This is a genomic window from Microbulbifer maximicatervae (SeqCode), from assembly GCF_052467325.1.
Genome location: NZ_CP174310.1, coordinates 5,206,318 through 5,233,229 on the forward strand (window position 1 = coordinate 5,206,318; position 26,912 = coordinate 5,233,229).

Annotated in this window: 23 protein-coding genes, 1 tRNA gene and 1 pseudogene; 19 read left to right on the plus strand and 6 right to left on the minus strand. The window is 47.9% G+C overall.

Annotated elements, in window-relative coordinates:
- Nucleotides 1–135 precede the first annotated feature (135 nt).
- Complete coding sequence (locus tag ACJJIE_RS23120) at nt 136–465, plus strand: hypothetical protein (protein WP_444893114.1); 330 nt, start codon at nt 136–138, stop codon at nt 463–465.
- A 28-nt stretch (nt 466–493) separates the two neighbouring features.
- On the opposite strand, the gene ACJJIE_RS23125 is transcribed toward ACJJIE_RS23120, so the two are convergent.
- Both ACJJIE_RS23125 and ACJJIE_RS23130 read right to left on the minus strand, forming a co-directional pair.
- On the minus strand, nt 494–859 hold the full coding sequence (locus tag ACJJIE_RS23125; protein WP_444893115.1) for a transposase: 366 nt from the start codon (nt 857–859) through the stop codon (nt 494–496).
- Between the two features lie 222 nt (nt 860–1,081).
- Entirely contained in the window at nt 1,082–1,300 is a 219-nt protein-coding gene (locus ACJJIE_RS23130; RefSeq protein WP_444893116.1) for a hypothetical protein, read from the minus strand.
- Nucleotides 1,301–1,618: 318 nt separating this feature from the next.
- Here ACJJIE_RS23130 and ACJJIE_RS23135 point away from each other — a divergent pair, with 318 nt between their 5' ends.
- The 3 genes from ACJJIE_RS23135 (at nt 1,619) to ACJJIE_RS23145 (ending at nt 5,287) form a co-directional block, all read left to right on the plus strand.
- A complete protein-coding gene (locus tag ACJJIE_RS23135; protein ID WP_444893117.1) occupies nt 1,619–2,548 on the plus strand; it encodes a GH12 family glycosyl hydrolase domain-containing protein in 930 nt (309 codons plus the stop codon).
- Nucleotides 2,549–2,611: 63 nt separating this feature from the next.
- The gene (locus tag ACJJIE_RS23140) at nt 2,612–3,121 is read left to right on the plus strand and encodes a macro domain-containing protein (RefSeq protein ID WP_282933764.1); all 510 of its coding nucleotides are present in this window, start codon (nt 2,612–2,614) and stop codon (nt 3,119–3,121) included.
- Between the two features lie 225 nt (nt 3,122–3,346).
- The gene (locus ACJJIE_RS23145; RefSeq protein ID WP_444893118.1) at nt 3,347–5,287 is read left to right on the plus strand and encodes a hypothetical protein; all 1,941 of its coding nucleotides are present in this window, start codon (nt 3,347–3,349) and stop codon (nt 5,285–5,287) included.
- Nucleotides 5,288–5,556: 269 nt separating this feature from the next.
- On the opposite strand, the gene ACJJIE_RS23150 is transcribed toward ACJJIE_RS23145, so the two are convergent.
- Nucleotides 5,557–6,225, minus strand: a complete 669-nt coding sequence (locus ACJJIE_RS23150) for a FecR family protein (protein ID WP_444893119.1) — start codon at nt 6,223–6,225, stop codon at nt 5,557–5,559.
- A 561-nt stretch (nt 6,226–6,786) separates the two neighbouring features.
- Here ACJJIE_RS23150 and ACJJIE_RS23155 point away from each other — a divergent pair.
- Together ACJJIE_RS23155 and ACJJIE_RS23160 are read left to right on the plus strand one after the other, a co-directional pair.
- A complete protein-coding gene (locus tag ACJJIE_RS23155) occupies nt 6,787–7,575 on the plus strand; it encodes a TauD/TfdA family dioxygenase (protein ID WP_282933761.1) in 789 nt (262 codons plus the stop codon).
- A 3-nt stretch (nt 7,576–7,578) separates the two neighbouring features.
- Nucleotides 7,579–8,349 (plus strand): sulfite exporter TauE/SafE family protein, encoded by a 771-nt coding sequence (locus tag ACJJIE_RS23160; protein ID WP_444893120.1) that lies wholly within the window; start codon nt 7,579–7,581, stop codon nt 8,347–8,349.
- 43 nt (nt 8,350–8,392) lie between these two features.
- On the opposite strand, the gene ACJJIE_RS23165 is transcribed toward ACJJIE_RS23160, so the two are convergent.
- A complete protein-coding gene (locus ACJJIE_RS23165; protein WP_444893121.1) occupies nt 8,393–8,998 on the minus strand; it encodes a tRNA-uridine aminocarboxypropyltransferase in 606 nt (201 codons plus the stop codon).
- A gap of 31 nt (nt 8,999–9,029) precedes the next feature.
- Between ACJJIE_RS23165 and ACJJIE_RS23170 the strand changes: the two genes are divergently transcribed.
- Nucleotides 9,030–9,464 (plus strand): GNAT family N-acetyltransferase, encoded by a 435-nt coding sequence (locus ACJJIE_RS23170; RefSeq protein ID WP_444893122.1) that lies wholly within the window; start codon nt 9,030–9,032, stop codon nt 9,462–9,464.
- 162 nt (nt 9,465–9,626) lie between these two features.
- Here ACJJIE_RS23170 and ACJJIE_RS23175 read toward each other — a convergent pair whose 3' ends face one another.
- Together ACJJIE_RS23175 and ACJJIE_RS23180 are read right to left on the minus strand one after the other, a co-directional pair.
- The gene (locus ACJJIE_RS23175; RefSeq protein WP_444893123.1) at nt 9,627–12,326 is read right to left on the minus strand and encodes a discoidin domain-containing protein; all 2,700 of its coding nucleotides are present in this window, start codon (nt 12,324–12,326) and stop codon (nt 9,627–9,629) included.
- 517 nt (nt 12,327–12,843) lie between these two features.
- On the minus strand, nt 12,844–14,892 hold the full coding sequence (locus ACJJIE_RS23180) for a glycoside hydrolase family 16 protein (RefSeq protein ID WP_444893124.1): 2,049 nt from the start codon (nt 14,890–14,892) through the stop codon (nt 12,844–12,846).
- Between the two features lie 706 nt (nt 14,893–15,598).
- Between ACJJIE_RS23180 and ACJJIE_RS23185 the strand changes: the two genes are divergently transcribed.
- The 12 genes and pseudogenes from ACJJIE_RS23185 (at nt 15,599) to ACJJIE_RS23240 (ending at nt 26,835) form a co-directional block, all read left to right on the plus strand.
- Nucleotides 15,599–16,111, plus strand: coding sequence for a CinA family protein (locus ACJJIE_RS23185; RefSeq protein WP_282933755.1), 513 nt, complete (start codon nt 15,599–15,601; stop codon nt 16,109–16,111).
- Between the two features lie 174 nt (nt 16,112–16,285).
- On the plus strand, nt 16,286–17,320 hold the full coding sequence (gene recA, locus ACJJIE_RS23190; RefSeq protein ID WP_282933754.1) for a recombinase RecA: 1,035 nt from the start codon (nt 16,286–16,288) through the stop codon (nt 17,318–17,320).
- Nucleotides 17,321–17,806: a regulatory protein RecX gene (locus ACJJIE_RS23195; protein WP_444893125.1), complete on the plus strand. Its 486-nt coding sequence runs from the start codon at nt 17,321–17,323 to the stop codon at nt 17,804–17,806.
- Nucleotides 17,807–17,906: 100 nt separating this feature from the next.
- Nucleotides 17,907–19,385, plus strand: a complete 1,479-nt coding sequence (gene glpK / locus ACJJIE_RS23200) for a glycerol kinase GlpK (protein WP_444893126.1) — start codon at nt 17,907–17,909, stop codon at nt 19,383–19,385.
- A 48-nt stretch (nt 19,386–19,433) separates the two neighbouring features.
- Nucleotides 19,434–20,444 carry a class I fructose-bisphosphate aldolase gene (locus ACJJIE_RS23205; protein WP_444893127.1) on the plus strand — a complete coding sequence of 337 codons (1,011 nt, stop codon included), beginning with the start codon at nt 19,434–19,436 and terminating at the stop codon, nt 20,442–20,444.
- Between the two features lie 39 nt (nt 20,445–20,483).
- Entirely contained in the window at nt 20,484–21,317 is an 834-nt protein-coding gene (locus ACJJIE_RS23210) for an alpha/beta hydrolase (protein WP_444893128.1), read from the plus strand.
- 139 nt (nt 21,318–21,456) lie between these two features.
- A complete protein-coding gene (locus ACJJIE_RS23215) occupies nt 21,457–21,642 on the plus strand; it encodes a Trm112 family protein (protein WP_444893129.1) in 186 nt (61 codons plus the stop codon).
- 4 nt (nt 21,643–21,646) lie between these two features.
- Nucleotides 21,647–21,994, plus strand: a pseudogene (locus ACJJIE_RS23220) (histidine triad nucleotide-binding protein).
- Between the two features lie 72 nt (nt 21,995–22,066).
- A complete protein-coding gene (gene alaS, locus ACJJIE_RS23225) occupies nt 22,067–24,676 on the plus strand; it encodes an alanine--tRNA ligase (RefSeq protein ID WP_282933748.1) in 2,610 nt (869 codons plus the stop codon).
- Nucleotides 24,677–24,808: 132 nt separating this feature from the next.
- A complete protein-coding gene (locus tag ACJJIE_RS23230; RefSeq protein ID WP_282933747.1) occupies nt 24,809–26,041 on the plus strand; it encodes an aspartate kinase in 1,233 nt (410 codons plus the stop codon).
- Between the two features lie 228 nt (nt 26,042–26,269).
- Complete coding sequence (gene csrA / locus ACJJIE_RS23235) at nt 26,270–26,464, plus strand: carbon storage regulator CsrA (protein ID WP_091391203.1); 195 nt, start codon at nt 26,270–26,272, stop codon at nt 26,462–26,464.
- 281 nt (nt 26,465–26,745) lie between these two features.
- Nucleotides 26,746–26,835 (plus strand) — tRNA-Ser (locus ACJJIE_RS23240).
- Nucleotides 26,836–26,912 lie beyond the last annotated feature (77 nt).

The following is a 26,912-nucleotide window of genomic DNA, read 5'->3' on the forward strand; positions in this document are numbered from 1 at the left end:
GCTGAAATATTGAGTGTCAGAGAGGCCAGTATCTATGCGGACACATAAAATACATATCAAACGCAGACTGCCGGAACGCCTTTCTACTACTTCGTCGCTACAAGTCGTCTGCAGCTGCGAGCGTTATGTGAACATATGAATTACTATATATTTTCAACAGATTTTTACATAGGTCAATCGAGACTGGAGTATTCTGATTTAAGTATGGGCATGGTTCATGGGCGTTTTATACAAGGTCCGGGCTATCAAAAAGTAAAAAATGTTTTTAAGTTATTCACCAGCGAGCAATATGATGAGTATTATCAAAAGAGAGATGATCTGGATTTGATACTTCAAGATGAATCAGGTAATAAAATTTCCAATGACTTTATTCATGTTGAAGACTTTTCTCCAGAATTTGAAGAGATTATTGTAGAGGTCAAGTTAGTAAGCGCCCAGTCATGGGCAGGTATTGAAAACACATAACTAGTGACTATGGTTGCTCGTAAAGTCTTTAAGCCATACTTTCATCCCAGTAGGTGCTATTTTTCACCATCGTATTCAGGATCGTAATCTGCTTTTTCATGCACGTAATCAGAGCAAGCTTTTTAGGTTTTCCGGCGTCGACTAATCGCTTATACATCGACTTTAACTTGGGGTGATGTTGTATGGCCGACGTGATGGAAACAAACAGAACCGTGCGTATAGGATGCCTTCCATCCCGAATATATCTCCTTCCCGGGAAGCTGCTGCTATCATGGTTTATCGGGGCGATACCTACAAGTGTGGCAATTTCTATACGATTCAATTTTCCTAGCTCAGGAAGTTCACTAATTAGCGTATAAGCCAATACATTTCCGACTCCTTTGGCAATCAACAATAATCTGAAGCCGATTCTTTTGCATTGTGCTCATCTCTAAACGCTGACCTCTCACAGTTAGTAAGTCACTGATCTCTCAGATTTTTTCTGGCTTAAGCGCTGATAGTCTTGCTTTCATATTCTCGCCAAATTGTGTGATATCAATAGTATCTAGCCTGCCAGCCTTGGTAAAATGTCCTGCGGATTTGGCAAAGCCTCTTATCTGAGAACGATTGCAAAAAACTACAGGTAATCCTGCTTTGTCTGCGGCACAAAAAACTCTATCTCGAGTCCTCCTATAGGCTCTATTAATGCTCTTTGAGGTTTAAGTGGTTGTCGTTGTTTAATGGTGCCCTTAATGTAATTTTTATCATTGGCAACACTAAAGAATTGGTCAGTAGGTTTCACATAAATATTGAGTTGTTTACTGCTGATATCGATATCGATCTCTGTAGGTTTCATAAGATAAGCTATCTCTGACTTGCTAGTCTGGCTTGAGGCCCATTGCCCATAGTGCTATCTGAGCTATGCCTAGTGAGTGTCCGTCACGCTCCTGGGTATTAATGACTGTTATGAGTTGGCAATCAAACCAAGTGTGACAAACAAGGCCTTCGGTGGCCGCCGAAGGTGGGCTCAATTTATCCATGAGTGGAACGGATTTTCAACATTAGAGTTAGGCAAGAGTAAGTATATAAATGTATATTGTTTTCCTCTATTGCGGCATAACAATATACGTTATGTACCAGTTGCCGAAAGTATGGGTGGTGGGGCTAATATTGGATGATAAATATTTTGTTTGTTATCAAAAATAAAGAATTAGGTAGTTTAAGAGTAAAAATGCTATTTGGTAACTTACTGGGAAGTGGGGTTTTGAGATTTTTATTGTGTTTTTTTATTATTATGACTGCTTCTTGTGCTACTAAAGTTAGTAATGGTTCTGGTTGGGTAAAGCCAGAAACTACAACTATTAGCTGTGAAGACTTTCACAATGTAGCTACCAAGCTGGGTATAATGAATAATAATGTCTGGAATAAATATGCTGCAGAAGATGATCCTTGGTCCCAATGTTTGGAGAAAAGACTGGTAGAGGGTGAGTTACAATTTGGTTGGTCATGGTCTTGGCCTTTAGATCGACGGGTAATTTATTCCCAACCACAAATAAAAATAGGGTCTTCTCCTTGGGCGCCGGAACCTAAGTTTGATGATGCATTTCCCTTAAAGATATCCAGCCTGGCGAAGCTTGGCATTTCACATCATACAGAAAGCAAATCGAGTGGAGATTATAATACGGCTACGACGATGTGGTTAATTTCTGAAGCTTATAGGGGGCGTGAACCAAATCGTTCAGTAATAGCTGCTGAAATTATGATCTGGACATATTTTACTGACGGACATTTCAATCCTGCAGGGATAAAACATAGTGAGGTATCAATTAATGATTCAGTATGGGAGCTTTGGTACCATAAGAATTGGAAGGATATGTCGGGAGTAAATGATAATAATTGGGTGTATGTATCATTTAGGGCCAAGCAACCTTCCATGATTGCCGCTATTCCTGGTTTGGAATTACTGAATTACGCAGTTCGAAATAGTTTAATCCCTAAGGGGCTATTTATTGCCGATATAGAACTTGGGAATGAAGTTATGAGTGGCTCTGGAATTACATGGGTAAAGGATTTTACAGTTGATTATCAGGTGAGGGAATTATGAGCTGTAGATACTGTTGATTATATATTGCTACATGTTTCTGTTCTTTTGAAGGTTGAGATACCTATGCTGCCAGATAAAATCTATTTAATTGATAAGCCCAAGGAGCTTGTGGAAGCTTGGAGCGAAGTATTTGAAGATTTTGGAGTTGTAGGTGTTATTGAGGGAGATTTCTTTTCCAAATCAGCTGATGCAATGGTTAGCCCTGCCAATAGCTTCGGAATTAGGGATGGAGGGTTGGATCTGCCAATTATGGGTAGGCTCGGTTTTCAAGTAGAGGATCGGGTGCAAGCACGGATCAAATCCGACTTTCATGTAGAACTCCCGATAGGATCAGCTGTATTAGTACCTACCTCCCATGAAAATTGGCCATATTTAATATCAGCTCCAACTACGCGCGTGCCGGAAGATGTTTCCAATAGGCTAAATGCATATTACGTTTTTCGAGCAATCTTAAACTCTGTGCAGCTATTTAACCGATCAAACTCCCCGGAGAGAATTAACTCGATTCTATGTTCTGGCCTGGGAACAGGTATAGGTAACTTATCGGCTAGGCGTTGTACAGGCCATATGTGAGCAGCCTATAACTCCTTATCCAAGCCCTCAAGAATACCCAGTTATACGGAAATACATGCAACACATAGAGGGCTGCAATTAGCTTGCTAGCGCATAGCAAGTATCTTTATAGAAAGTGAGTGAAAAATAGTCAGGAAAGCCTTAAGCTGCATTGAGTTGAGAAGTACATCTTCTTTTAGCAGATTAAGGCTTTAGGCATAAGTACCAGTACTAAGGGGATACTCTATGGCGTTTGATTACGGCTCGATTGATTTGGGCCTGAAGAATCCTTTTAAGAAAGAAGGCCGGGTTACCGCAATTAGGGGGGGAGTTCAGTTCATTGTTGCCCTAATCTTGCTGTTTATCGCTGCTGGCCAAGTAAAGTTGGACCCTGTAAGTGGTTGGGTGCTTGTCGTAGTGGGGGCAATCCTGCTGGTCGGCGGTATAAGGGCTCTATCAGGCGGCATTTTGGCCTTATTGCGCTTCTTTGTTGGTCGAAATCATCCGGTATCATTAGCTTTTAACCATTCTAAATCTGAAACGAGTACGGCATCAGAAGAGAAAAATGAAGTGGCTTATACCGCTTCCGGCTTAGAAGAGATGTTAGTTGGCCGTAAGAATCCAACCTTTCTAGAGCCTAAGGGCTTCTTGGCTCGGGTATTACACAGTATCTTCCCTAAATTGCTTTATATGCCATACCCCATTCGAAATATGGCTCAGGCACAGTTTGGCGCATGGGTAAGTACATTAACTGTCTTGCTCTCTTATGTCATTGTCGCTTTTATTTGTCTTAATGGTTTTGCTGGTGATATGGGAGAAAAGCTATTCCCGATGTACTCTGCCATCGCTTTACTTTATACATTGATTGTATGGCACTCTGCAAGTAAAGGTATTTCACGGGAAGCCCAGAAAAGTGTAGCGAGCCTTACGGGGGGAAGTATTGCAAAAACGATATTATTCTCGATTGTGGTGCCTTTGTTGCTAGGATTGGGTTTAAGTTTAGGCGTTGAGGCTTTTAAGGGGGAAGGTACTACTTCCCTAGATGAAATAATCAGTGTGTCCGGTGTATTGACTGAAGCTTTACCGAGCTTTAGCCCGTTCTTGTATATTCTTGGGGTTATATTTGTAGGCGCTGCTTGTAGTTTTGCTGTTGTCTATATGCTGCGCTTTAGAAGCGAAATAGCAAACCCAGTCACTGAGGTTTCTGAATTAAGGGATAACTGGCAGGAATCGGTTCACCCGAAGGAAATCTTTATAAACTTGGATAACCTTGTGATGGCAAATCGTCGTTATAAAGAAGTGCCCAATCGTATTTACAGAGAGCTTGATCCAAAACTTGAAGAGCAAGTGGATGGTAAAGGTTCATTCAATGGGGAAATGATCCAGGAAGTACAACCTACGGTTCGTCCTGTTGATTTGGGTGAAAAATTCAAGCTAATTCGCGATATTAGTCTTTTCGCAGGTAATGCGCTTTATATCGTTGTTACTGCGCTAGCTATTTGGCTGGCATACTCTTTGATTGATGTTATTCACTTCTTTCAGCCGGAATCTCTTACAGCGATTAAACAGGAGTTTGGCGCCTTAGACGAGGAAGCTGGCCGCTTAGCTCTGCTAGAACAGTATATTTCTGCAGGTGGCGCGCTCTGTATGACGCTAATTCACCTGCTACTGATAGGATTTATTCTTAATACATTTGCTCGCTTGTTGGTCAATGCGGCACATATCTTCTTTGCTGAGATGCAGTTTGAGTCACTATTGGTGTATTTTAAATGCGAAGGGACATTCACTGAATCTAAGATCTCAACGGGCACTGGAATACATGACAGTACTCGTTCTGAAAATGTACTAGTCAGAAGTTCAATTACGCCTTGGGTGATAGTAACCAGGGTTGTCTCAAGTACATTTGCCGCATCTGGCATGAGAAACTTGGAGTATCCAAGGCATATACTTGAAATGCATAAGTCTGAACGCGACTTATCTGAAATCAGGGATGACGTAATTAGTTTCTTGAAAGATAGAGAGTCTATTGCCTCCATTACAAGCAGCAGAGACTTGGAAAACACTTCGAATATTCATGCTATTAATCAGCAAAGTCGTGCTCTGCCAATGACAGAACAGGGACAATTAGCTCAAGATGAAAATGCGGCTGGTTATTTGAGGCAAGAAGATAAGGACACGGTTGAGTAGGGTTTACAGCCTTTTCTTAGGTTCTACTGTCACTTACTTTGAGTCAAAGTGATAAAAAAGCTGGCAAGGTTCGGAGTCTCTGGACCAGAAAGAGAATTCCTGGTACCCCTTGCCAGCTGAGGGTACTAGGCTAGCAAATTACGTATTTTTAGTAATACTGAGCCCCTAAGATTGACCGTATTTGCTGGTAGAATTACAGAAAAGTACTGTTTTATCTTTATTGTTAGGTACACAAGCCCACTTTTGTTGGCATTTAACAAGCTAGGTTATTATTCTGGAAGCAGCTCTAGCACTGTGTGAGACTCTTCTTTTGTGACTTTCAGGTTATAAGATTTGCTCAGACAGAGGACGGTATCTTCTATATGATTCAGGTCATAAACCCCACTAACAAGTAGTCTACTAGTGTTCTGGTCTCTCGTCACAAGCGGGGTATTTGTAAAGCGATTTAGTGATATTAGGAGTTCTGTTAATCTGATGTTATCAGCCTTTGTAAATCCACTTCCCCAATCCTTATAGCTGGAAACCTCAAAACCTTTGACTGCACCGGTGTTGTGCTCAGTTACTTTGAGCATCTCCCCCTTCTTTATTTCGGCGCGATTTTTATTTTGTTTTATTGGGCTGATAGTGATATTCCCTTCGAGAACAGTGACTTCTGTTATCCCATATCGCTGGTCAATATTGAAAGTGGCTTTATGTGTACGGATCAATGCTTGTCGTGATTCTACTATAGATGGCCAGGTTACCTCTTTACAAATGCTTATTTGGGCCTCCCCATTTAATAGACGTACGCGTCTGCGTGTCTCTGAATAATTGACGAGTACTTTAGTTGTGGCGCTCAACTTTATATGGCTGCCATCGGGGAGGGTTTGTTTAGATATTTCCTTGGGAGCTGTTTGGTAACGGCATTTAAATGGCTCCCGTGTCTTTAAATCTTCCATACTTTTCCACTCGGCTTGGCTCGAAAGCAGAATTGATCCTTATAGGTGGGACCTTAGTTCGCTTTATATATTTTATTGTTAGCGCCTGACTTTTTATTATTCCATCTGATTGGGGAATTAATAGGGCATACTTGTCTCCGATACTGGCTGTTATCTTGCGACGCTTTCTTTTCTTTTTTAAGGGGTATTTGTTGTGGTTTTATTAAATGGTCATGACTAGAGAGCTATTTCGCTGTGGTTTTGCCGTACTACGATAAATTTTATTTGCTTGGAGGTAGGTTATCTTGGCCTGAACCGGGGATTGTTGCTGTTTTGTGAAATAAACAAGGGCCTTAATTAGGATGACTTGGGTTACTTTGTGATAGACGATTCAGAGGGTTTCCACGGGGACACTTACTTTTTTGGTGTTAAAGAGCTTTAAACGCCATCAGGGACTAAAGTTGGAGACGTATGAGTTTGGTACATATGTGATATTTGGCATAAAGATTGCTCCTTTTATCTTGTGGGTAGAAGTTCATATTGTGGGAATCGTAAAGGAATTGTTCATCAAGGGAGCTGAAAATGTCGTCACTCTATTTTTCATCGCATGCCATGCCACTTAGAGTCCCAAGTTACTGCTGCTTTGAACTTGGGTCCTGTTCGGACATAGAGTATGAAAGTTACAAAATAGCCCTGTTTAAAAAGGGGATTGCGCTTATCCATCTCAAATTTTCTGATGATTCTGCTGAGGTAATGGAGGATATTGTCAATACCATTGGGTTGGTACATGAGCATGATTCTATGGGGAGAACGGTTTGGGATGTAAGAATTGGTGGTGAGACAGGCGATGAGGCATTGGCTATATCTCATAGTGATAGAGAATTCTTTTTGCACAATGACGGTGCTTTTGAATCGGAGATGCCTGGCTACTTTGGTCTCTTCGTTGTGCACGCTGATATGCATGGAGGCGGAGAAAATATTCTTGTCTGTGCCGACAGGATAATTGAGAGTCTCTCCGATAAAACTTTCCAGGTACTTTCAAGTAGTAAGTTTAAACTGCGTGTTCCTGAAGAGTTTCGCAAGTCGTCTGAATTTATAGAGGCATCCTTAATTGATGAGAGCCATGGTTTCAGATATAGGTATGATATTATCGAGCGTGAGTATTGCTCTTCAGATGAGCTTGATGCTTTACGTGAGCTGGAGCTAAAAATATCGTTGCCACATAATATGTTTAAGGTTAGGTTGAATAATAATCAGATATTGTTATTGGATAATCGACGATACCTTCACGCGAGAACAGGAATTAAGGATAGGAAAAGGCACCTTAAACGAATACGTTTTAATATGCCTGCTATATCGAGGGTTGCTTAACGGGTGGTCATAGAGATAGTTATAGTTGGGTTGTTGCTTATTTTGGTAGCAGGTATGGCTCACGGAGCATTGGGATTTGGTTTCCCAATGCTTGCGACGCCTATTCTGGCGCTTGCTTATGATTTGAAAACGGCAGTGGTGTTAACCATCTTGCCGTCGCTTTTGGTAATTATATCCAGCCTTTATAAGTGCCGAGATTATAGGATTAATTTTTCTAAATATAGTTTAGTAATATTATTGGTGTCTCTTGGAAGCCTTACCGGAACATGGCTGTTAACCTGGGCAAATCCGGATATTCTCAAGTTGTTACTGGCGGTATCAATCTTAATTTACCTTTTTTCCAATCGTTTAAGGGGTTATCTGTCCAAATTCTCCAGTCGGCCAGTACTTTTTCCTGTTATTATGGGCGGCTTGGCTGGGGTGATTGGTGGCGCGACTAATGCGATTGCGCCTCTACTGATGATTTACTTATTGGAAGTTACCAAGTCTTCAAAGGAAGTAATCCTTATTTCCAATATTTGTTTCTTGATTGGTAAGCTGATACAGCTTTCTGTGCTTTCAGTTTACTTGAGTTTTGATGATTTGGAGTTAATGTCGCTATCTGCAATTACCGTATTTGCATATTTTGGACTAATAATCGGATTTAAGCTTCAATCGAGGATTGATGAAGAGCGATATCGATCGATTATTCGATACGCCTTATCAATTTTTATGTGCGTGCTAACCTACCAGGGGGTTTCTAATTTGATATTTCCTGATGGAGTAATTGTTTAGGTTCTTTGCTTGAGGCCTCACTGACTGCATTTTATCAAATGCCCTAAGCTGGCTCTACTGAATAGCTCTGCTGTTGCAGGCTAATCATCTTTTCAAATGGTTGCAGAAGCTTGGAATACTCATTTTTATCTTCAAGTTGAGCCATAGCCAAGGCAATACTTTCAATGGTTGATAGACCATCGGCAACGGTGGTTTTCCGAATAGCGTAGTTGGATTTCAAGTCCCCGCTGAGGTTGACTCTTGGAAGCTGTTGTAGCTTGGGATTCAGGTGAAGAATCTTTTTAGATTTTTTCCAGGTCGCATCTATAACAATTAGCTGTTCAATCTTTTCCAGCTGATTCTGGTGGCTAGGGGTATTGTTCCCTTCAGCTAATAGGGGTGTTTGGGGTAGCCATGATAGTGACGGATAGAGTAGAGCGCTGGGTGTATCGAGTAGCCTTTCCAACTGTTGATTAGGAAGAGTTTCAGAAATAAGCAATTCACTGTTATTTAAACACAGGTTCGCCATACGCCCGGTATTGAACGGGTGCTTCTCTTCTTGTGGGTGCTGTATGATCACCACTTTTATGGTATTGGCCAGGCTCACCAACGCACTGCAGTAGCAGACATTGGGCGGGCGCAGGCAGGTGCTACAGGTCTCTCTGGGCATTTTTCTACTTCAGGGGTACAGGGGCAGGTTTATGGCGAAAACGCAGCCTTCTAATAGTGTTCAGTGGCTGGCAGATATAGAGATTCCGCTAGCGAACAAATTTTATCGCATGTATGGATTTCGTGGCAAAGCCAAACGCCATGAGGATTGCGGGATAGTGCGCGGCGAACGGGGGGAGGTGATTGCCTGCGGTTATTTGCGGCGCTATGAGAGCTTTAAGCTCCTGGCCGGAGTTGCTGTTGCACCAGATTATCAAGGGCAGGGTGTTGCAAGACAGCTGTTGACGCTCCTTGCTGAACGTTTTGATAGTGACACCTATGCATTTCCCTACGACCACCTGGAGCCTTTTTACTCCTCTTTGGGGTTTGAGAGGGTTGAAGTGAATGAGTTAAGTGGTCCTGTTGGGGATTTATTCCTTGGTTACGTGAAGCAGGGGCGCTCGATTCTGGCGATGGTCTACCGTTAGCCTTGGGAAGGTTATTATTTTCAGGTTGGCTTTGAATTAGAAAGAATTACTGTACAAAGGCGTGTAGCACCTCTAGCTTTGGAATTTTAGTTCCTTCGGTGGCAGTTTATAGGTAGGGCAGCACTGTAAAAGTACTGCCCAAGTTGCTACTACCAGCTGCTATTAGTAAGTGCTAATTTCCCAAATGGAGTAGCCGTACACGGTATTGCGTTCGGTGCAGTCAATCTTCAGGTAACGGTAGTTTCCCTCTACGGTGATTGCGTCGGTGCGTTCACCGGTTCCCATTTCGGAAAATGACTCAACAGTTGTCCAGTTGCTGCCATCGGTACTGCCGAGCAGAGTGTAGGCAGCCGCATTGGCAGTTTCCCAGTCGATATTGAGGGTGCCAATGGACTGTACAGAGCCCAAGTCATAAGTCAGGCTGACATTGTCCACACCGTGGGCGCTCTCCCAGCGGGTGCTACTGTCTCCGTCGATTGCCAGTTCAGCACTTTGCAGTTCAGAGGTTGCAGAGATACTTGAAGCCTGACCGTCGCCACCAGTTAAGCCCAGCTCCCAGATGGAGTAGCCATAGCTTGTGCTGCGCTCAGTGAAGTACAGGCGCACATATCGATAGCTTCCACTCAGGGAGTGCTCATCGGTTCTCTCTCCGGCGCTACCACCACTAAAGTTGGCCAGTGTGGTCCAGGAAATAGTGTCGTTACTGCCTTGTACCGTATAGGTCTCAGCGTTGGCTGTTTCCCAGTCGATTGTCAGGGTGTTCAGAGCTTCTGCCTCACCCAGGTCCAGTAGTACCCATACTGAGTCACCGCCATGGGCGCTTTCCCAGCGGGTGCTGCTGTTGCCATCAACGGCATTAGCTATGGATTGGACCTCACTGCTGGCGGTGACGATAGCTTGGGCAGTTAGGTCTTGGTCGCCGGCTTCGCTGTTGTCACTATCGTCGCCGCTATCTGAGTCATTTCCAGAGTCATCACTACTTCCGTTACCGCCAGCGAAGTGGATATTGTCGATCTCGATATCATTGATATCGCCATCTACACCTAGCAGTTCAAATAGCTGGATAACGTCGGACATGTCAACTTCATCACTGAAGTCGGATACTGGGATGGATATCTGGTGCCATTCACCGTCTCGGGTAAAGCCGTAGGGATCTGAGCCATTGGTAAACTCAATCCACTTCTGTCCAATATCACCGACGCTGCCGCTCTTCATGCCGATCTGGAAAGTCGTTGTCGAGCTGCTCTTCAGGGCGAAGTTGAGTGTGGCAGTATCGTGGTCGAATGCTGATAGGTCGTAGTAATAATCAGCGGTAAAGGCCATGCCGAACCAGCCTGCACCGGATGATGTGTAGGATAGGGATTCAGAGCCTTCATAGGGGGAGGGGGAGGTTTCAATTAGGGTATCTCCCCAAATGTACAGATTACCATCGGTACCCAGCTCGAAAGTGGAGTCGGCTTCGGTAGTTTCGCTGTAAATAGAGAAGGTACCTGTTGGTGCCGTCTTATCGACGCTTTCACTAAAGTAGATATCATCGAAGGATAGGGTAAAGGCTTCTGATGGTGCGTCGCCACGCACCATAATTGCCTGGCTGATGGTGTTGAAGTCCACTCCGAATTTGCTTAGGGGAATGCTTACTTCATGCCACTCGCCATCGCGCTCAAGTCCAAAAGTGTCTCCGTCAACGCTCAGGTCTACCCAGGCATCTCCACCACTGGTGCTGGCAATGCCGATTCCGATGGTCTGCTCGGTGGTCGTTTTCATCAGGAAGTTCAGGTGACCATTTTGATAGTTCATCAAATTCAGGTCGTACTGCATCCATACACCCATGCCGAACCATTCGCCAGTACCCACTTCAAATTCAAGTGCGTCACTGCTGTCCTGGCTTTCCATGTTGTTCCAAACATAGAGCTCGGAGTCAGTGCCAAATGTTAGGGATTCGGAAAATTCACTACTATCACCGTAGACACCAAGGTTGCCACTTTTCGCAGTATCGGCTGCGAAGGAGAGTTCAGTGCTGTAGCTGCTGTCATCGTTGTCATAGATACGCACGTAGTCTACATACATCTTGGCTGGCATGGGCGCAGTGATATCACTATTGGCGTAAAGTTGTGGGAATATGCCGCCAACCGCGAGGTTGAGAATTAAAAAGTGATGTTGTTGGAATTCATCAAATGCAGGGTCATCGGTGCCAATGCTGATAACCTCATTGGTTTCATCGTCTACCCACATAGCAATGCTTTCAGGTGTCCAGGTCATACCGAAGATATGGTAATCCTCAGTCAGGTCGGTACTGGAGCCAAAATCTTCAACCAGGTTCTTGGATTCACCATAGTCTGCTTGTCCTGTGTAATCATCGGACTCGTGCCACCAGTGGAAGGCCCCAGATACTTCAGAGTTTACAATGCCAGCTTCAAGCGCTTCGGCCATACCGCCTTCGAGAATATCCAGCTCACCACACGCGGGCCAACCAACCTGGCCGTAGTCGCTGCCTAACTGCCAGAAGGCCGGCCATAGGCCTGCGTCCATATCTGGCAATTTAATACGGGCTTCGATAGTTCCATATTTGTAGGTTAGGCGGCCAAGGGATTTAAGGCGTGCCGAGCTAAAGCTGCCGTCACTTTCCTCTACGGCCTGAATAATTAGGTTTCCATCTTCGATGTAAGCGTTGTCGCTATCATCGGTATAGTTTTGTAATTCGTTGTTGCCCCAGCCGGAGTTGCCAACGTCGTAGGTCCAGACGGAAGTATCGATCGTGTCCCCGTCAAAATTATCTTCCCAGACCAGAGTTTTTGAATTGGCCATTGAGGACACAATTGTGCCGACAATAGCGGCTGCTATCGCTGTTTTTTTAATAATCATGATTTTCTTTCGTTGTTAATTATTTATAAGAATAAAATGCCTGATAGTGATGGTGTGACACAGTTAAATACTATTTGTAAATCTAGTGAATGCTAGATACTTAAATTGCAGTTTCCTTCAATTCATTTGAAAATCGGGTGCTGGCCACGAGCAAAGCCTAGCAAAACGATTGTTCTACAGGGAAGTGAATTTAGGCCTCTCGTCGTAGTTGTGGTCCTGCTTGTCGCATACATCGGAAAGATAATTTCTTGTAATTTTTTTACAAAAAGAAAAAATTCTTTTTTGTGTTTTTGTTCGCAAATATTTTGTGTGGAAATTCTTTTTCCGGCCCTACTGCATTGAATAAAATTGTAAGCGATTTAATCTGGATTTATTGTTTTTATGCTTTGTCTTACGCCGGGTCATATCCTAAAAGGTAATATCTGTCGGCAAATAAGGCAGGTTTTGATATTGGTGAAAAAGATTGAGTGGTGTAATAAAGAAAGGGGCGCTGCTATTTGGCAGCGCCCTTGTACTTTTAGTTTCTGCGAGGTCCCTGTGCGCATCGTGCGGGTGGGTTGCAGTCTCTATGGCGATGGTTGTGCCCTTTATGATGAGAGTGGCACTTGTGAGAGTGAGGACGGCAGTTGCCATTGCTATCGCTGTCTGAGCTTCCGCCAGAGAAATAGATGTCGTCAATCTCAATATCGCTGATATCTCCATCAACACCCAGTAGCTCAAATAACTGGATAACATTTGACATATCTACCTCGCTACTGAAATCAGTAACGGGGATTGATACCTGGTGCCACTCGCCATCCCGCGCGAATTCGTAAGGATCAGAGCCGTTGGCAAATTCAATCCACTGCTGCCCAATATCGCTGACGCTACCGCTCTTCATGCCAATTTTAAAGGTGGTTTCTGAGCTGGTTTTCAGGGCGAAATTCAGCGTTGCAGTATCATTATCGAAGGCGGATAGATCGTAGTAGCTGTCGGCAGTAAATGCCATTCCAAACCAGCCGGCCCCGGAGGAGTAATAGGAGAGGGACTCTTCACCTTCGAATGGGGTTTGAGTGGCCTCCAGCAGGGTATCGCCCCAAATATACAGGTTGCCATCAGTTCCCAGTGTGAAAGTTGAGTTGGCCTCTGTAGTTTCGGTGTAGAGAGAAAAGACACCGGTCGGGGCTGTTTTTTCAACACTTTCGCTAAAGTAGATATCGTCAATGGACAGAACAAAATCTTCAGAGGCGGCATCACCTCGAATCATAAACGCCTGACTGATAGTGTTGAAGTCCACTCCCAGTTTGCTTAGGGGGATACTGACCTGATGCCATTCGCCATCGCGCTCCAGGCCGTAGGTATCATCACCATCCACCAGATCTACCCAGGCATCTCCGCCACCAGTACTGGAAATACCAATGCCGATAGTCTGGCTGCTGGTGGTTTTCATTTTGAAATTGAGATGACCGTTTTCGTAGTTCATTAGGTTTAGGTCATAGTGCATCCAGAAGCCCATGCCGAACCATTCACCAGCGGTAATATCAAACTCCAGGGCCTCATCACCCTCGGCAGCTTCGGCGCTGACAGTAGCTGACATGCTGTTTTGGTTCCAGACATACAGCTCGGTATCGGTGCCAAGCTCCAGGGATTCGGAGAGGTTGCTGCCCTCGGAAAATACGCCGATATCACCTGTTTTGGCGGTGTCTTCAGCCAGGGAGATTTCTGTGCTGTAGCTGCTGTCGTCGTTATCGTAGATGCGAACATAGTCCACATACATTTTGGCGGGCATGGGGGCAGTGACGTCGCTATTGGCATAAATCCCCGGGAATTTGCCACCTACCGCCAGGTTTAGAATCAGGAAGTTGTGCTGGCGGAATTCATCTAGCGTCTCGGGTCTATCCTCGGGTTCAGTGTTGAAGCTGATGACTTCATTGGCTTCGTCGTCGACCCACATAGTGATGCTGTCCGGGGTCCAGGTCATGCCGAAAATATGGTAGTCCTCGGTAAGGTCTGTGCTGAGGCCGAAATCGTCAACTAGATTTTTTGATAGGCCGTAGTCCGCTGTGTAGTTTATACCTTCATCGGATTCATACTGCCAATGAAAAGCGCCAGAAACCTCTGAGTTGACCGTGCCGGCGTTGAGCGCATCTGCCATGCCTGCCTCAAGAATATCCAGTTCGCCGCAAGCGGGCCAGCCCACTTGGCCGTAGTCGCCACCCAGCTGCCAGAAGGCGGGCCACAATCCGGCATCCAGGTCGGGTAATTTAATGCGGGCTTCAATGGTGCCGTATTTATAAGTCATACGACCCAGGGATTTCAGGCGGGCAGAAGTAAAACTGCCGTCGTCGTTTTGCAGTGCTTGAATAATAAGGTTGCCATCTTCGACATAGGCATTGGCGCTATCATCGGTGTAGGTTTGCAGCTCATTGTTACCCCAGCCTGAGTTGCCCACATCGTAAGTCCAAACGGACTTGTCAATACTGTCGCCGTCGAAATTATCTTCCCAGACCAAAGTTTTTGAATTGGCAAGTGAGGACACACAGGCGCCTACAACAGCAGCCGTGATCGCTGATTTTTTCAAATTCATGATTTTGTCTTTCTTTAATTATCTATGGGGTGCCAACTTCATTGTGTTTTTATAATGGCGGTGATCTGCCACGATGATTAATGTTTGTTGGGCTTGGGGACTTATCTGCTTTTTATTTTGATATTTATATATTCAGTACAGCAGTAACAGACTAACAAAAAGCCGATTGTTGCATAGAGAAAGTCCGGGCTTTTTATCGTAAGACTGGTCCAACTTGTCGCATATGCAAAATTTTTTTCTTTGAAATTGGGGACAGCCAGTGCGTATTAATGTGTTTTTACATTGTTTACGTTTTTATTTTTAAATTTGTTGTTGCTTATTGGATTGCCCGCCTGAAATTATTTGCTGATTTAAGACCCCTTTTAAAATTTAAATTCTAATTTGAAGGTGGGCCGGCGGCGGAAATTAGAATTGGCAACCTGGTTCCCATAGGTAGTTTTATTTTCTAGAGTGCTGCCGCCGCTTGCGAGCGCTTCGACAGCGTGAGATTTATCTTTTGGTGTCGGCGCCGGTGTGCAGCCGGCGTGGATTGAGTTTTTAAAGGGGTTGTGGCTTCACCACTGAGGGGCGGTTGTATATTCGGTATGGGGCAGCTTACTTAAAATTGAATTTGTAAGCTTGCTGCAGGTCGGCACCCAGAATAAGAGCCCACTTCTGTGCTGTAATATTCGGTTGTGGCCCAGGAGCGGTTGAATAGGAAGAAACGGTGGAATACAGAGAGATAACTGAGCTTGCCAGAGAGTTGGGCGGGGAGCTGGAAAAGAGAGATTGGCGTGTGACGTCGGCAGAATCTTGCACCGGTGGTGCGATTGCGGCGGCTATTACCTCTATAGCAGGTGCTTCTAATTGGTTCGATGGATCGATCGTGAGCTATGCGAATCGTATCAAGAACGGTGTTCTGGGTGTCGACAGCGATGATCTCAAGCGGTTTGGGGCAGTGAGTGAACCGGTTGCTCGGCAGATGGCTTGTGGGGTTCTGGCGATGATGGATGCCAATCTCGCGGTTGCGGTCAGTGGTATCGCGGGGCCTGATGGCGGCACTGCTGAGAAACCGGTAGGTACGGTTTGGATCGCCTGGGCCCATGCGGAGGGGCAAGAGCCAGTGCAGATTGATGCGAAGTGTTTTCTGTTCAGTGGTAACCGGGCAGAGGTACAATCGCAGACGGTCGTTGAGGCGCTGAAGGGAATGTTAAGGATTGTCCGTGAGCACCCGGTTTGAACTTGTCCGCCGGGTCAATCTTTGTTCGTTTACCCCGGCTTCAGACTTCTTTTTGAAGCGAGGCTCGCTCAGCCTGAAGCTGGTACTCAGTATGAGGAATTACTGGTTGCCTATACAGTAATCCTTCGTTAAGCTTGCCACCACTCAATTCAGCTCAGAAATACGGGAATGGTCATGGATTCCAATAAAGACAAGGCATTAAAAGCGGCGCTATCTCAGATTGAACGTCAGTTTGGTAAAGGCACTGTGATGCGTATGGGAGACAAGGAGCGCGAGCGTATTCCTGCGATCTCCACCGGCTCCCTCGGCTTGGATGTGGCCCTGGGTATAGGCGGCTTGCCGCGTGGCCGTATCGTTGAAATCTATGGGCCAGAATCTTCCGGTAAAACCACCCTCACCTTGCAGGTGATTGCCGAGGCCCAGCGCAAGGGTGGCACTTGTGCTTTCGTGGATGCTGAGCACGCCCTCGACCCTATCTACGCTGAAAAACTGGGTGTTAACGTCGATGAGCTGATCGTATCCCAGCCGGATACCGGTGAGCAGGCGCTGGAAGTGGCCGATATGCTGGTGCGCTCCGGTGCCGTTGATGTGCTGGTAGTAGACTCCGTTGCGGCCCTGACCCCGCGCGCTGAGATCGAAGGTGAGATGGGTGATTCCCACGTGGGCTTGCAGGCTCGTTTGATGTCCCAGGCTCTACGTAAGCTCACTGGTAATATCAAGAACACCAACACCCTGGCGATCTTCATTAACCAGATTCGCATGAAGATCGGTGTTATGTTCGGCAGCCCTGAAACCACTACTGGTGGTAATGCCCTCAAGTTCTACTCTTCTGTGCGCTTGGATATCCGTCGTATCGGTTCCGTTAAAGATGGCGATGAGGTGGTGGGTAACGAAACCCGAGTGAAGGTGGTTAAGAACAAGGTCGCTCCTCCGTTTAAGCAGACCGAGTTCCAGATCATGTATGGCGAAGGCATTAACATGATTGGTGAGGTCGTCGATTACGGCGTGAAGATGGGGCTGGTGGATAAAGCCGGAGCCTGGTACAGCTACAAGGGTGACAAAATTGGCCAGGGCAAGGCGAACGCTACCAAGTTCCTGCGCGATAACCCCGATATTCGCAACGAGATTGAAGGCCAGTTGCGTGCGCAGCTGCTCGGTGATTTAGTGCCTGCGACCCCTGAAGAGGCTGCGGAATTACCGGAAGAGTAAATGCCGTACTCAAAAGCGGATTTTTCCGTTGATCCAGCTCAAGCGCTTTTCAGCGCGGCGCTTGAGCTGTTGACCCGCCGCGAGCACTCCCGCCATGAATTGAGGCAAAAGCTTGCGGCAAAATTCCCCAGCGCCGATTTCGACACGCTATTTGAGCGCCTACACGAACTCAACTATCAATCCGATCAACGCTTTGCCGAAGTTTTTGCCTGCTCCCGTGTCCAGCGCGGTCAGGGGCCGATGCGTATTCGCCAGGAGCTACAGCAGCGCGGCGTACGCGGTGAACTAATTGCCCAGGCGCTGGATCAGTTGGAAGTGGATTGGTTTGAGTTAGCTGCGGAAATGCTTCAGAGAAAATACCGGGTCCCTATGAGCGCAGAGCTTCCACGGGATCAGTGGATGAAGGAGCGAGCGCGGCGCCAGCGATACCTGGCTTACCGGGGCTTCCCCACGGATGCGATTAGCTGGGCGCTGGACGGCAATTAATCGGGCTTATACTCTGACTACAGCCTGAATGACTGGTCGATAGGTTTCGGCCGTATTTTCAGGTACAGAAAGAGACTAAAAGAATAAGCGCGAGAACTTTATGATCCTGTCTATTGACCAGGGCACCACCGGTACCACAGCCTTTATCTTCGATAGTAAGGGCCACCTGATTGGTCGCAGTTACTCGGAAATTCCCAATCGTTATCCCCAGCCTGGCTGGGTTGAGCAGGATGCGGAAGAGATTTGGTCGGTAACTCTCCGAGTCTGTGCCGCAGCACTCCAGCGCGCAGGTGTTCGCGCATCGGATATCACCGCGGTGGGAATTACCAACCAGCGTGAGACCACGATCGTCTGGGATAGGTATACCGGTGAGCCGGTTTTTCCTGCGATTGTGTGGCAGTGCCGGCGCTCGGCAGAGGTATGCCGGGAGTTGGCGGAACTCGGCAGGTCTGGTTGGTTGCGAGAGCGCAGTGGCCTATTGCTGGATGCTTACTTTTCCGCAAGTAAGTTGACTTGGCTGTTCCGCCGCAACCCGGATTTACTAACCCGAGCTCAAAATGGCGACCTGTGTTTCGGTACCGTAGATAGCTGGTTGATCTGGAAAATGAGCGGTGGCAAAGCCCATCTCACCGATCACACCAATGCCAGTCGTACCCTCCTGTACAACATAAAAGATAAAGCCTGGGATAGTGAGCTGCTGGATTTTTTCCAGTGCCCTGAATCCATTCTTCCCAGAATTCTACCGTCGGCTGGCCACTTTACCGATACAGACCCCCACGCTTTTCTCGGCACATCGGCTCCGATTTGTGGTGTTGCCGGGGATCAGCAGGCAGCACTGTTTGGCCAGGGTTGTACCGAGCCCGGTAGTATAAAAAACACCTATGGAACCGGCTGCTTTATGCTGGCTTTTGCCGGCGAGGATCGCCCGGAGCTACCCCAGGGGTTGCTGGCTACAGTGGCCTGTGATGCCCAGGGTAATCCGGCCTATGCCGTAGAAGGTTCAGTTTTCACAGCGGGCTCCGCTATACAGTGGCTGCGGGACGAGATGGGAATGATCCAGCAGGCGGTGGATACCGAAATTATCGCCCAGAGTATTCCTCATACCCGCGGCGTTTATCTTGTGCCTGCATTTAGTGGACTGGGTGCGCCGCACTGGGACCCATCGGCACGGGGGACTATTTGCGGATTGAGTCGGGGGGCTGGTCGAGCTGAGGTGGTGCGTGCCACTTTGGAATCTATAGCTTACCAGAGTGATGAATTGGCCCGCTTGATGGAGCAGGCCCTGGGCTTGCCGATTACCCATATGCGTGTGGATGGGGGTGCTTGCGCGAATAATTTCCTGATGCAATTCCAGGCGGATATTTCCTCTTTGCGTGTTGAACGGCCCCAGCAGATTGAATCGACGGCTATTGGTGCTGCGTTGCTGGCTGGTATTGGCAGTGGGATCTGGCGACCAAGGGAATTACCGGAGTGTTTGCAAGAAATTGAACGGGACTTTATGCCGGCAATGACTCAGGCGGAGAGGGAGCAGTTGTTGGCTGGTTGGCGGAGGGCGGTAAAAGCCTGTAAAGCTTTTTAGGCTGGACCGCCTATCCTCTTAGCGTAATAACCTAAGGGAGGGGTAGAGATGTCACATATCGATATGCTGGAGGAAACTGTAGCAACTTTGGTCGATGGTCAAAGGGGTATCCTGGCTGCCGATGAGAGTGGCGGCACTATTGCCAAGCGCTTTGCCACGATTGGAGTGGATTCCACTGAGAAAAACCGGCGCGACTACCGTGCTGCGCTGCTGTCCTGTAAGGGGTTAGGTGAATGTGTCAGTGGCGTTATTTTGTTCGAGGAAACTCTGGGGCAAAAAGATGCCGAGGGTCAGCCCTTGCCGGAAGTGGCAGCGTCACAGGGGATAGTGCCGGGTATTAAGGTGGATAAGGGCAAGGGCCCTCTGCCTGGAGCGCCTGGGGATATGATCACCTACGGGCTGGACGGGTTGTCTGAGCGCTTGCAGCAATATAAAAAGCAAGGAGCTCGCTTCGCCAAGTGGCGTGAAGTCTATCCTATAGGCCATCACAACCCCACGCGCCTGGGGCTTACCGCAAATGCTGAGATGTTGGCCCGCTATGCAGCGGTATGCCAGGCCGAAGGGGTGGTTCCTATTGTGGAGCCAGAGGTTCTGATGGACGGTGAGCACGATATAGAGCGCAGTGCGGCGGTAAATGAGCGGGTTTGGCACTCTGTGTTCCACGCACTCCACCAGCACGGGGTAATACTGGAACTGATGTTGCTCAAGCCCAGTATGGTAACCCCGGGTGCGGAGGCGGAAACGGCTGATCCTGAGCAGGTGGCCGAATACACCCTGCGCAGCTTGCGGCGAATGGTCCCCGCAGCAGTGCCGGGGATTAATTTTCTTTCCGGGGGGCAGGGACCAGAAGAGGCCACGGCCAATCTCAATGCAATGAATCAGCAGGGTGGTGGCCCCTGGCAGTTGAGCTTTTCCTATGGGCGCGCACTACAAGAGCCAGCACTCGCTGCTTGGCAAGGGCGCCCGGAGAATGTTGAAGCAGCCCAGGAAGCGCTACTTAAACGGTCCCGCATGAATCATTTGGCCATGCTGGGCAGGTACCGCGAAACCCTGGAATAGCAAGTAGCGAGCAAAATAATAATCAATAAGGAGATTGCAATGGAGTTTGTCACCAGGGGAGTGACGCTGTATTACCGGCGCTGGTGGGTGGAAGAAGCTGTGGGTGTAGTAGTTATATCCCACGGGTTGGGAGAGCACAGCGGACGTTACAGTGAGCTGGCGGAGGACCTCAATCGAGCAGGGTACAGTGTCTATGCCCTAGACCATTATGGCCACGGTTTATCGGATGGGAAGCGCGGGGATATTGAGGATTTTGCACTTTATAGTGAGGATCTAAATGAATTTATCGCCTTGGTAAAAAGTGGAAACCCCGGACTTGGGATGCATCTTCTTGGCCACAGTATGGGAGCTGTTATCGCCTGTGGCTGTGCTATTCGATATAAATCTGTCGACAGTTTAAACCTTTCCGCACCGGGCTTTCGCGGTAAAAGTGAGCCAAAAGGTCTTCTGTTATGGCTCGCGCTATTTTGGGCTCGCTGGCTTCCGGGGTTAGCTCTTTCCAATCAGGTAAATAGCCAGTGGATATGTCGCAGCCCGGATGTGGTCAAGCGGTATGCCGGTGATGAACTGGTGCATCACAGCATCTCTCTACGCTGGTTCAAGACTTTTTTGCAGGAGCGGGAGTTTTTATCTGGCCGGTTGGATGGGATATCCATGTCTTGCCTTCTGCTATTGCCGGAATCAGACCGTATTGTCGATGTGGAACTCAGTCGCAAGTGGTTTGGACAGATGGGGTCAAAAAACAAGCAGTTGCACTGTTTCTCAAGGTCTTACCACGAGGTATTTAATGAAATAGAGGAGGGACGTTTAGCCCGGGAGCTGTTACTTAGCCATCTCAATTCTGTTTCAGTAGAGACTGCTTCTGTCATATAAGGGTAAAAAAGCGCAAAGCCAGCAGGTGGCGTAGCAGAAGCTATGGCGAATACCGTGTAAAAGCGTATGAAGCATTGTATGATACGCGGTCATTTTTGTCCCTCGGAAGTATTACCGAGGGGAAATAGTGGGGTGGAACATGGATAAAAAGTTGCTGAGCCTGTTGGTATGCCCGGTGAGTAAAGCGCCGCTTGAATACCGGGAGGAATCTCAGGAGTTGGTCTGCAAGGCCAGCGGCCTGGCGTATCCAGTGCGGGACGGGATACCGGTAATGCTGGAATCTGAAGCGCGGCAGCTGACAGCCGAGGAAAAGCTGGAAAAGTAAACCAATGGGTGAACCCAGCGTTTTCAGTCAAATTATCTCGGGAGATATCCCTGCTGAGATGATCTACGAGGACGACCAATGTGTCGTTATTGAGGATCGCGCGCCACAAGCGCCGACCCATCTCCTCATTATCCCACGCTAACCCCTCGTGAATTTATCCGTTGCTCAGGCTGAGGATAAACCCTTGCTCGGCCACCTAATGTGGGTGGCGACAGAATTGGGGCGCAAGCTGGGACTCGAGGGCTATCGACTGGTAGTTAATAACGGTCGAAGCGCAGGTCAAACCGTATTTCACCTGCATGTTCACCTGCTTGCCCAAAAAAGAATGCCCGAACAGGGGCTGGCACAGTAGTGGAACAGAAGTGACACCGTGTCACTGACGCCAATCAAATAAAACTCAACTAACGAAGTGGAATTACGCCGGATGAAAAGCGCACAGATTCGCGACGCCTTTCTGAATTATTTTGCTGAGCAGGGCCATGCTATTGTGCCCTCCAGCTCCCTGGTTCCGGGCAATGACCCGACGCTGTTATTCACCAATGCCGGCATGGTGCAGTTTAAGGACACCTTCCTGGGGCAGGAAAAGCGTTCCTACAATCGCGCCACCAGTTCACAGCGCTGTGTACGTGCAGGAGGCAAGCATAACGACCTTGAAAATGTCGGTTACACCGCACGGCACCACACGTTTTTTGAAATGCTCGGTAACTTTAGCTTCGGCGACTACTTCAAGCGCGAAGCGATTCGCTTTGCCTGGGAGTTCCTGACCAAAGTATTGAACTTGCCGGAAGAACGTCTCTGGGTAACCGTACATATCAGCGATGATGAAGCCGCTGATATTTGGCTGAAGGAAATGGGAGTGAGTGCCGAGCGCTTCTCCCGTCTCGACGAGGATAACTTCTGGCAGATGGGTGACACTGGTCCCTGCGGTCCAAGTTCTGAGATTTTCTACGATCACGGTGCCGATGTGCCCGGCGGCCCTCCCGGTTCCGATAATGACGATCTCGATCGCTATATTGAGATTTGGAACCTGGTATTTATGCAGTATGAGCGCACCGCTGATGGTGAGCTGCACCCACTGCCCAAACCCTCAGTGGATACCGGTATGGGGCTGGAGCGTATTGCCGCCGTAATGCAGGGAGTACACTCCAATTATGAAATTGACTTGTTCCAAGCGCTGCTGAAAGCGGCGGGGGAAGTGGTTGGCTGCAGCGACCTGGAAGAGAAATCCCTGCGAGTGATCGCTGACCATATCCGCTCTTGTTCATTCCTGATTGCCGATGGCGTAATGCCTTCCAACGAAGGCCGTGGATTTGTACTTCGCCGCATTATTCGCCGCGCAGTGCGCCATGGCCACAAGCTTGGGCACAAAGACATCTTCTTCTACAAGCTGGTAGAAGCGCTCGCCGAGCAGATGGGTGACGCATACCCGGAGCTGCGTGAAAAGCAGCAGGTGATTGAGAATGCGCTGCGCAAAGAGGAAGAACAGTTTGCGAAGACTCTGGATAAGGGAATGGCGCTGCTAGAGGATGCCCTGGCGTCCCTCGAAGGCAGTGAGATCCCCGGTGAGTTGGTATTTACTCTGCATGATACTTACGGCTTCCCAACAGACCTAACCCAGGATATTGCCCGTGAGCGCGATCTATCCCTGGATATGGATGGGTATGAAGCTGCTATGGAAGCCCAGCGTCAGAGAGCTCGCGCTGCCGGTAAATTTAAACAGGACTATACCGATGTCCTCGAACTGGAAGGGGCTACAGAGTTTCTCGGTTACAACGCGACCGAGGCAGCAGGCAAAGTGTTGGCCATCGTCAAAGGTGGTGAGCAGGTTGAACGCTTGGAAGAAGGTGAAGAGGGTGCAATTGTTCTGGATCGGACACCCTTCTATGCAGAGTCCGGTGGTCAGGTAGGTGATAGTGGCTATTTGAGTTCCGGTGATGCCCGCTTTGAAGTGCGCGATTGCACCAAGCAGAGTGCGCATCATTTGCATACTGGTAAGGTGTTGAACGGGGGCATCGCTGTGGGCGAAACCCTTGAGGCAGTCGTATCTGCAGATGTTCGTCAATCCACCGCCCTGAATCACTCCGCAACCCATCTATTACACGCCGCCTTGCGCAAAGTGCTGGGAGAGCATGTCACCCAGAAGGGCTCCCTGGTGGACTCCGAGCGCCTGCGCTTTGACTTCTCCCACCCAGAAGCCGTAACAGCAAAGCAGTTACATGCGATTGAATCCCTGGTTAATAGTCAAATTCGCGCAAATACTCCAGTTGAAACTCACGAAACCGATATTGAGTCTGCAAAAGCGATGGGCGCTATGGCCCTGTTCGGCGAAAAGTACGGCGATACTGTGCGTGTACTTTCCATGGGCAAAACCGATGACAAGGCTTTTTCCGTTGAGTTGTGTGGCGGTACTCACGTGAAGCGTACCGGTGATATCGGTTTGATTCGCGTTGTTGGGGAAAGCGGTATTGCTTCCGGCCAACGTCGAATCGAAGCGGTTACTGGCGCTCACGCAATGTCTCTGTTTGATCAGGCACAGCAGCGTCTGGAGCATGTAGCGACTCTGCTTAAGGCGCGTCCGGACTCCTTGGCTGACAAAGTTGAACAGTTGCTGCTTAACAACCGAAAACTGGAAAAAGAGATTGCCCAGTTAAAAACCAAGTTGGCCAGTGGTGCTGGCGGAGATCTTTCCGCTCAGGCCATTGAGCTGGCGGGCTTTAAGTTGCTGGCAACCTCTATTGACGGAGCTGACCCCAAATCACTGAGAGATCTGGCGGATCAAATGAAGAACAAGCTGGGCAGCGGCGTAGTGTTGCTGGCGGCTCCGGGCGATGAAAAGGTGGCTTTGGTTGCCGCAGTTACTCAAGACCTGACAGATCGGCTTTCTGCGGGTGACCTTATGCGCTTTGCTGCCGGGAAGCTGGGCGGCAAGGGTGGCGGTCGAAAAGATATGGCCCAGGGTGGTGGAACCGATGTGTCCGCACTCCCTAATATGCTGAAAGAAGTGCCAAATTGGATTGAGCAATCCTTAAACTAGTTAAGTTTTGTCAAATTAGTGGTCTGAATTCGTAGTTGAGTTGATTTCGCAGAGGTTTGGTGATTAAGTGCGCGCCTGCACGAGTTGGGCAGGAAGCGTACTTATTGTGGAGCTAAGGAAACACAGTAAGTTATGAGTTTGTTCGTGCAGAAGTATGGCGGGACTTCAGTTGGCTCCATTGAGCGAATTGAAGCTGTGGCCGATAAAGTCGCCGCGTTTCGCGCTCAGGGACATGACATGGTTGTCGTTTTGTCTGCCATGAGTGGTGAAACTAATCGTCTGATTGATCTCGCTTATCAAATCCAGGAAAAGCCAGATCCCAGAGAGTTGGATGTTCTGGTTTCCACGGGAGAGCAAGTCACAATTGCCCTTTTGAGTATGGCCCTGAAGAAGCGTGGTTATGACGCCTGTTCCTACACTGGTGGGCAGGTAAAAATTCTTACGGACAATGCTCATACCAAAGCTCGCATTCAAAGTATCGATGTGGAGCGAATGCGCACCGATCTCAATGAAGGCAAGGTCATTGTTGTAGCTGGTTTCCAGGGAGTGGATGACGACGGCAATATCACCACGCTGGGACGCGGAGGGTCTGATACGACGGGTGTGGCATTAGCTGCGGCGTTAGATGCTACCGAGTGCCAGATTTATACCGACGTGGACGGGGTCTACACCACCGACCCTCGAGTGGTCGATAGTGCACGCAGACTGGATCGAATCACATTTGAAGAGATGCTGGAAATGGCCAGCCTCGGCTCCAAGGTCCTGCAGATTCGCGCCGTAGAGTTCGCTGGTAAGTATAAGGTTCCCTTGCGCGTGCTCTCAACTTTTGAAGAGGGTAACGGAACCTTGATTAGCCTGGATGAGGAAGATAACGATATGGAACAGCCCGTTGTATCCGGTATCGCATTTAACCGCGATGAAGCAAAGCTGACAATCCGTGGAGTGCCCGATACCCCTGGGGTTGCATGCCGAATTTTGGCTCCAGTTGGTGCTGAAAATATTGAAGTTGACGTTATTGTTCAAAATATCAGCGCTATCGACGGTACGACCGACTTCACTTTTACTGTTCACCGCAATGATATTGGCAAGGCTCGAGATGTATTGGAGCGAGTTTCTGCGGAACTTGGTGCCCGAGAGGTGATCACAGACGACAAGATCGCCAAAGTTTCTATAGTTGGCGTAGGTATGCGTTCACATGCAAATGTGGCAAGTCGTATGTTTAGCGCTTTGGGTGAAGACAATATCAATATTCAAATGATCACCACTTCGGAAATTAAGATCTCGGTGATTATTGATGAACGCTATTTGGAGCTTGCTGTTCGGGCGCTGCATAGCGAATTTGAACTTTCAGACAAAGAAAGATAACGAGATTTTTTAACCGGTTAGCTGGCAGGAAAAACAACACATTACAATTCAGTTGCTCGACGTAGCTTCCAACCTGTTGAGATTTTGTTCGACTGGTCAATACTGAAGAGTGTGAAGGGTAGTTTTTAGCCTTTGTGTACCGCCATCCGGTTATGATGACCAAATAAGAGCAGTTCCAGGGGAATGCCGGCTGCTCTTAATCACAGGATGATCAAGGAGAAGTAGGTAATGTTGATTTTAACCCGCCGAATTGGCGAAACGCTGATGGTTGGCGACAATGTCACGGTTACCGTGCTGGGGGTGAAAGGCAATCAGGTGCGCATTGGTGTCAATGCCCCTAAAGAAGTTGCTGTGCACCGTGAAGAGATTTATCAGCGCATTCAGCGTGAAAAGCAGTCCTCCGAGGAGGGTGGCAACGAGTAGTGAAACAGCTCCCTAAAAAAGGCCGGCTTCCCGGCCTTTTTTATTTTGCACTGTAGATATTTTCACCGGCTACTTTGGCGGAAAAGTCTTTTTTTTGAGCGTCTTGCCCATTTCCTGTTCGAGAAGACAAAAAAGTGCAAAAAGTTATTGATTCCCCATTGCTTTTTGCCGAGCCGTTGGTATTATGCCGCCCACTTTCAGCGAGCAACCAAACAGGTTCAGCGACGCGAAAGACCTCTTCGGAGGTGGCCTGAAGGCGGAGCTTCCGCTGCGGCTTAAAAGGAGAGATGGCCGAGTGGCTGAAGGCGCGCCCCTGCTAAGGGCGTATGGGTTAACACTCATCGAGGGTTCGAATCCCTCTCTCTCCGCCATTATTTAAGTCTTCCGATGTGAGGGCTTGAGCCTTGAAAATGAATTTTTTCAAGGCTTGCAAAAGAAAGTGTTGCGA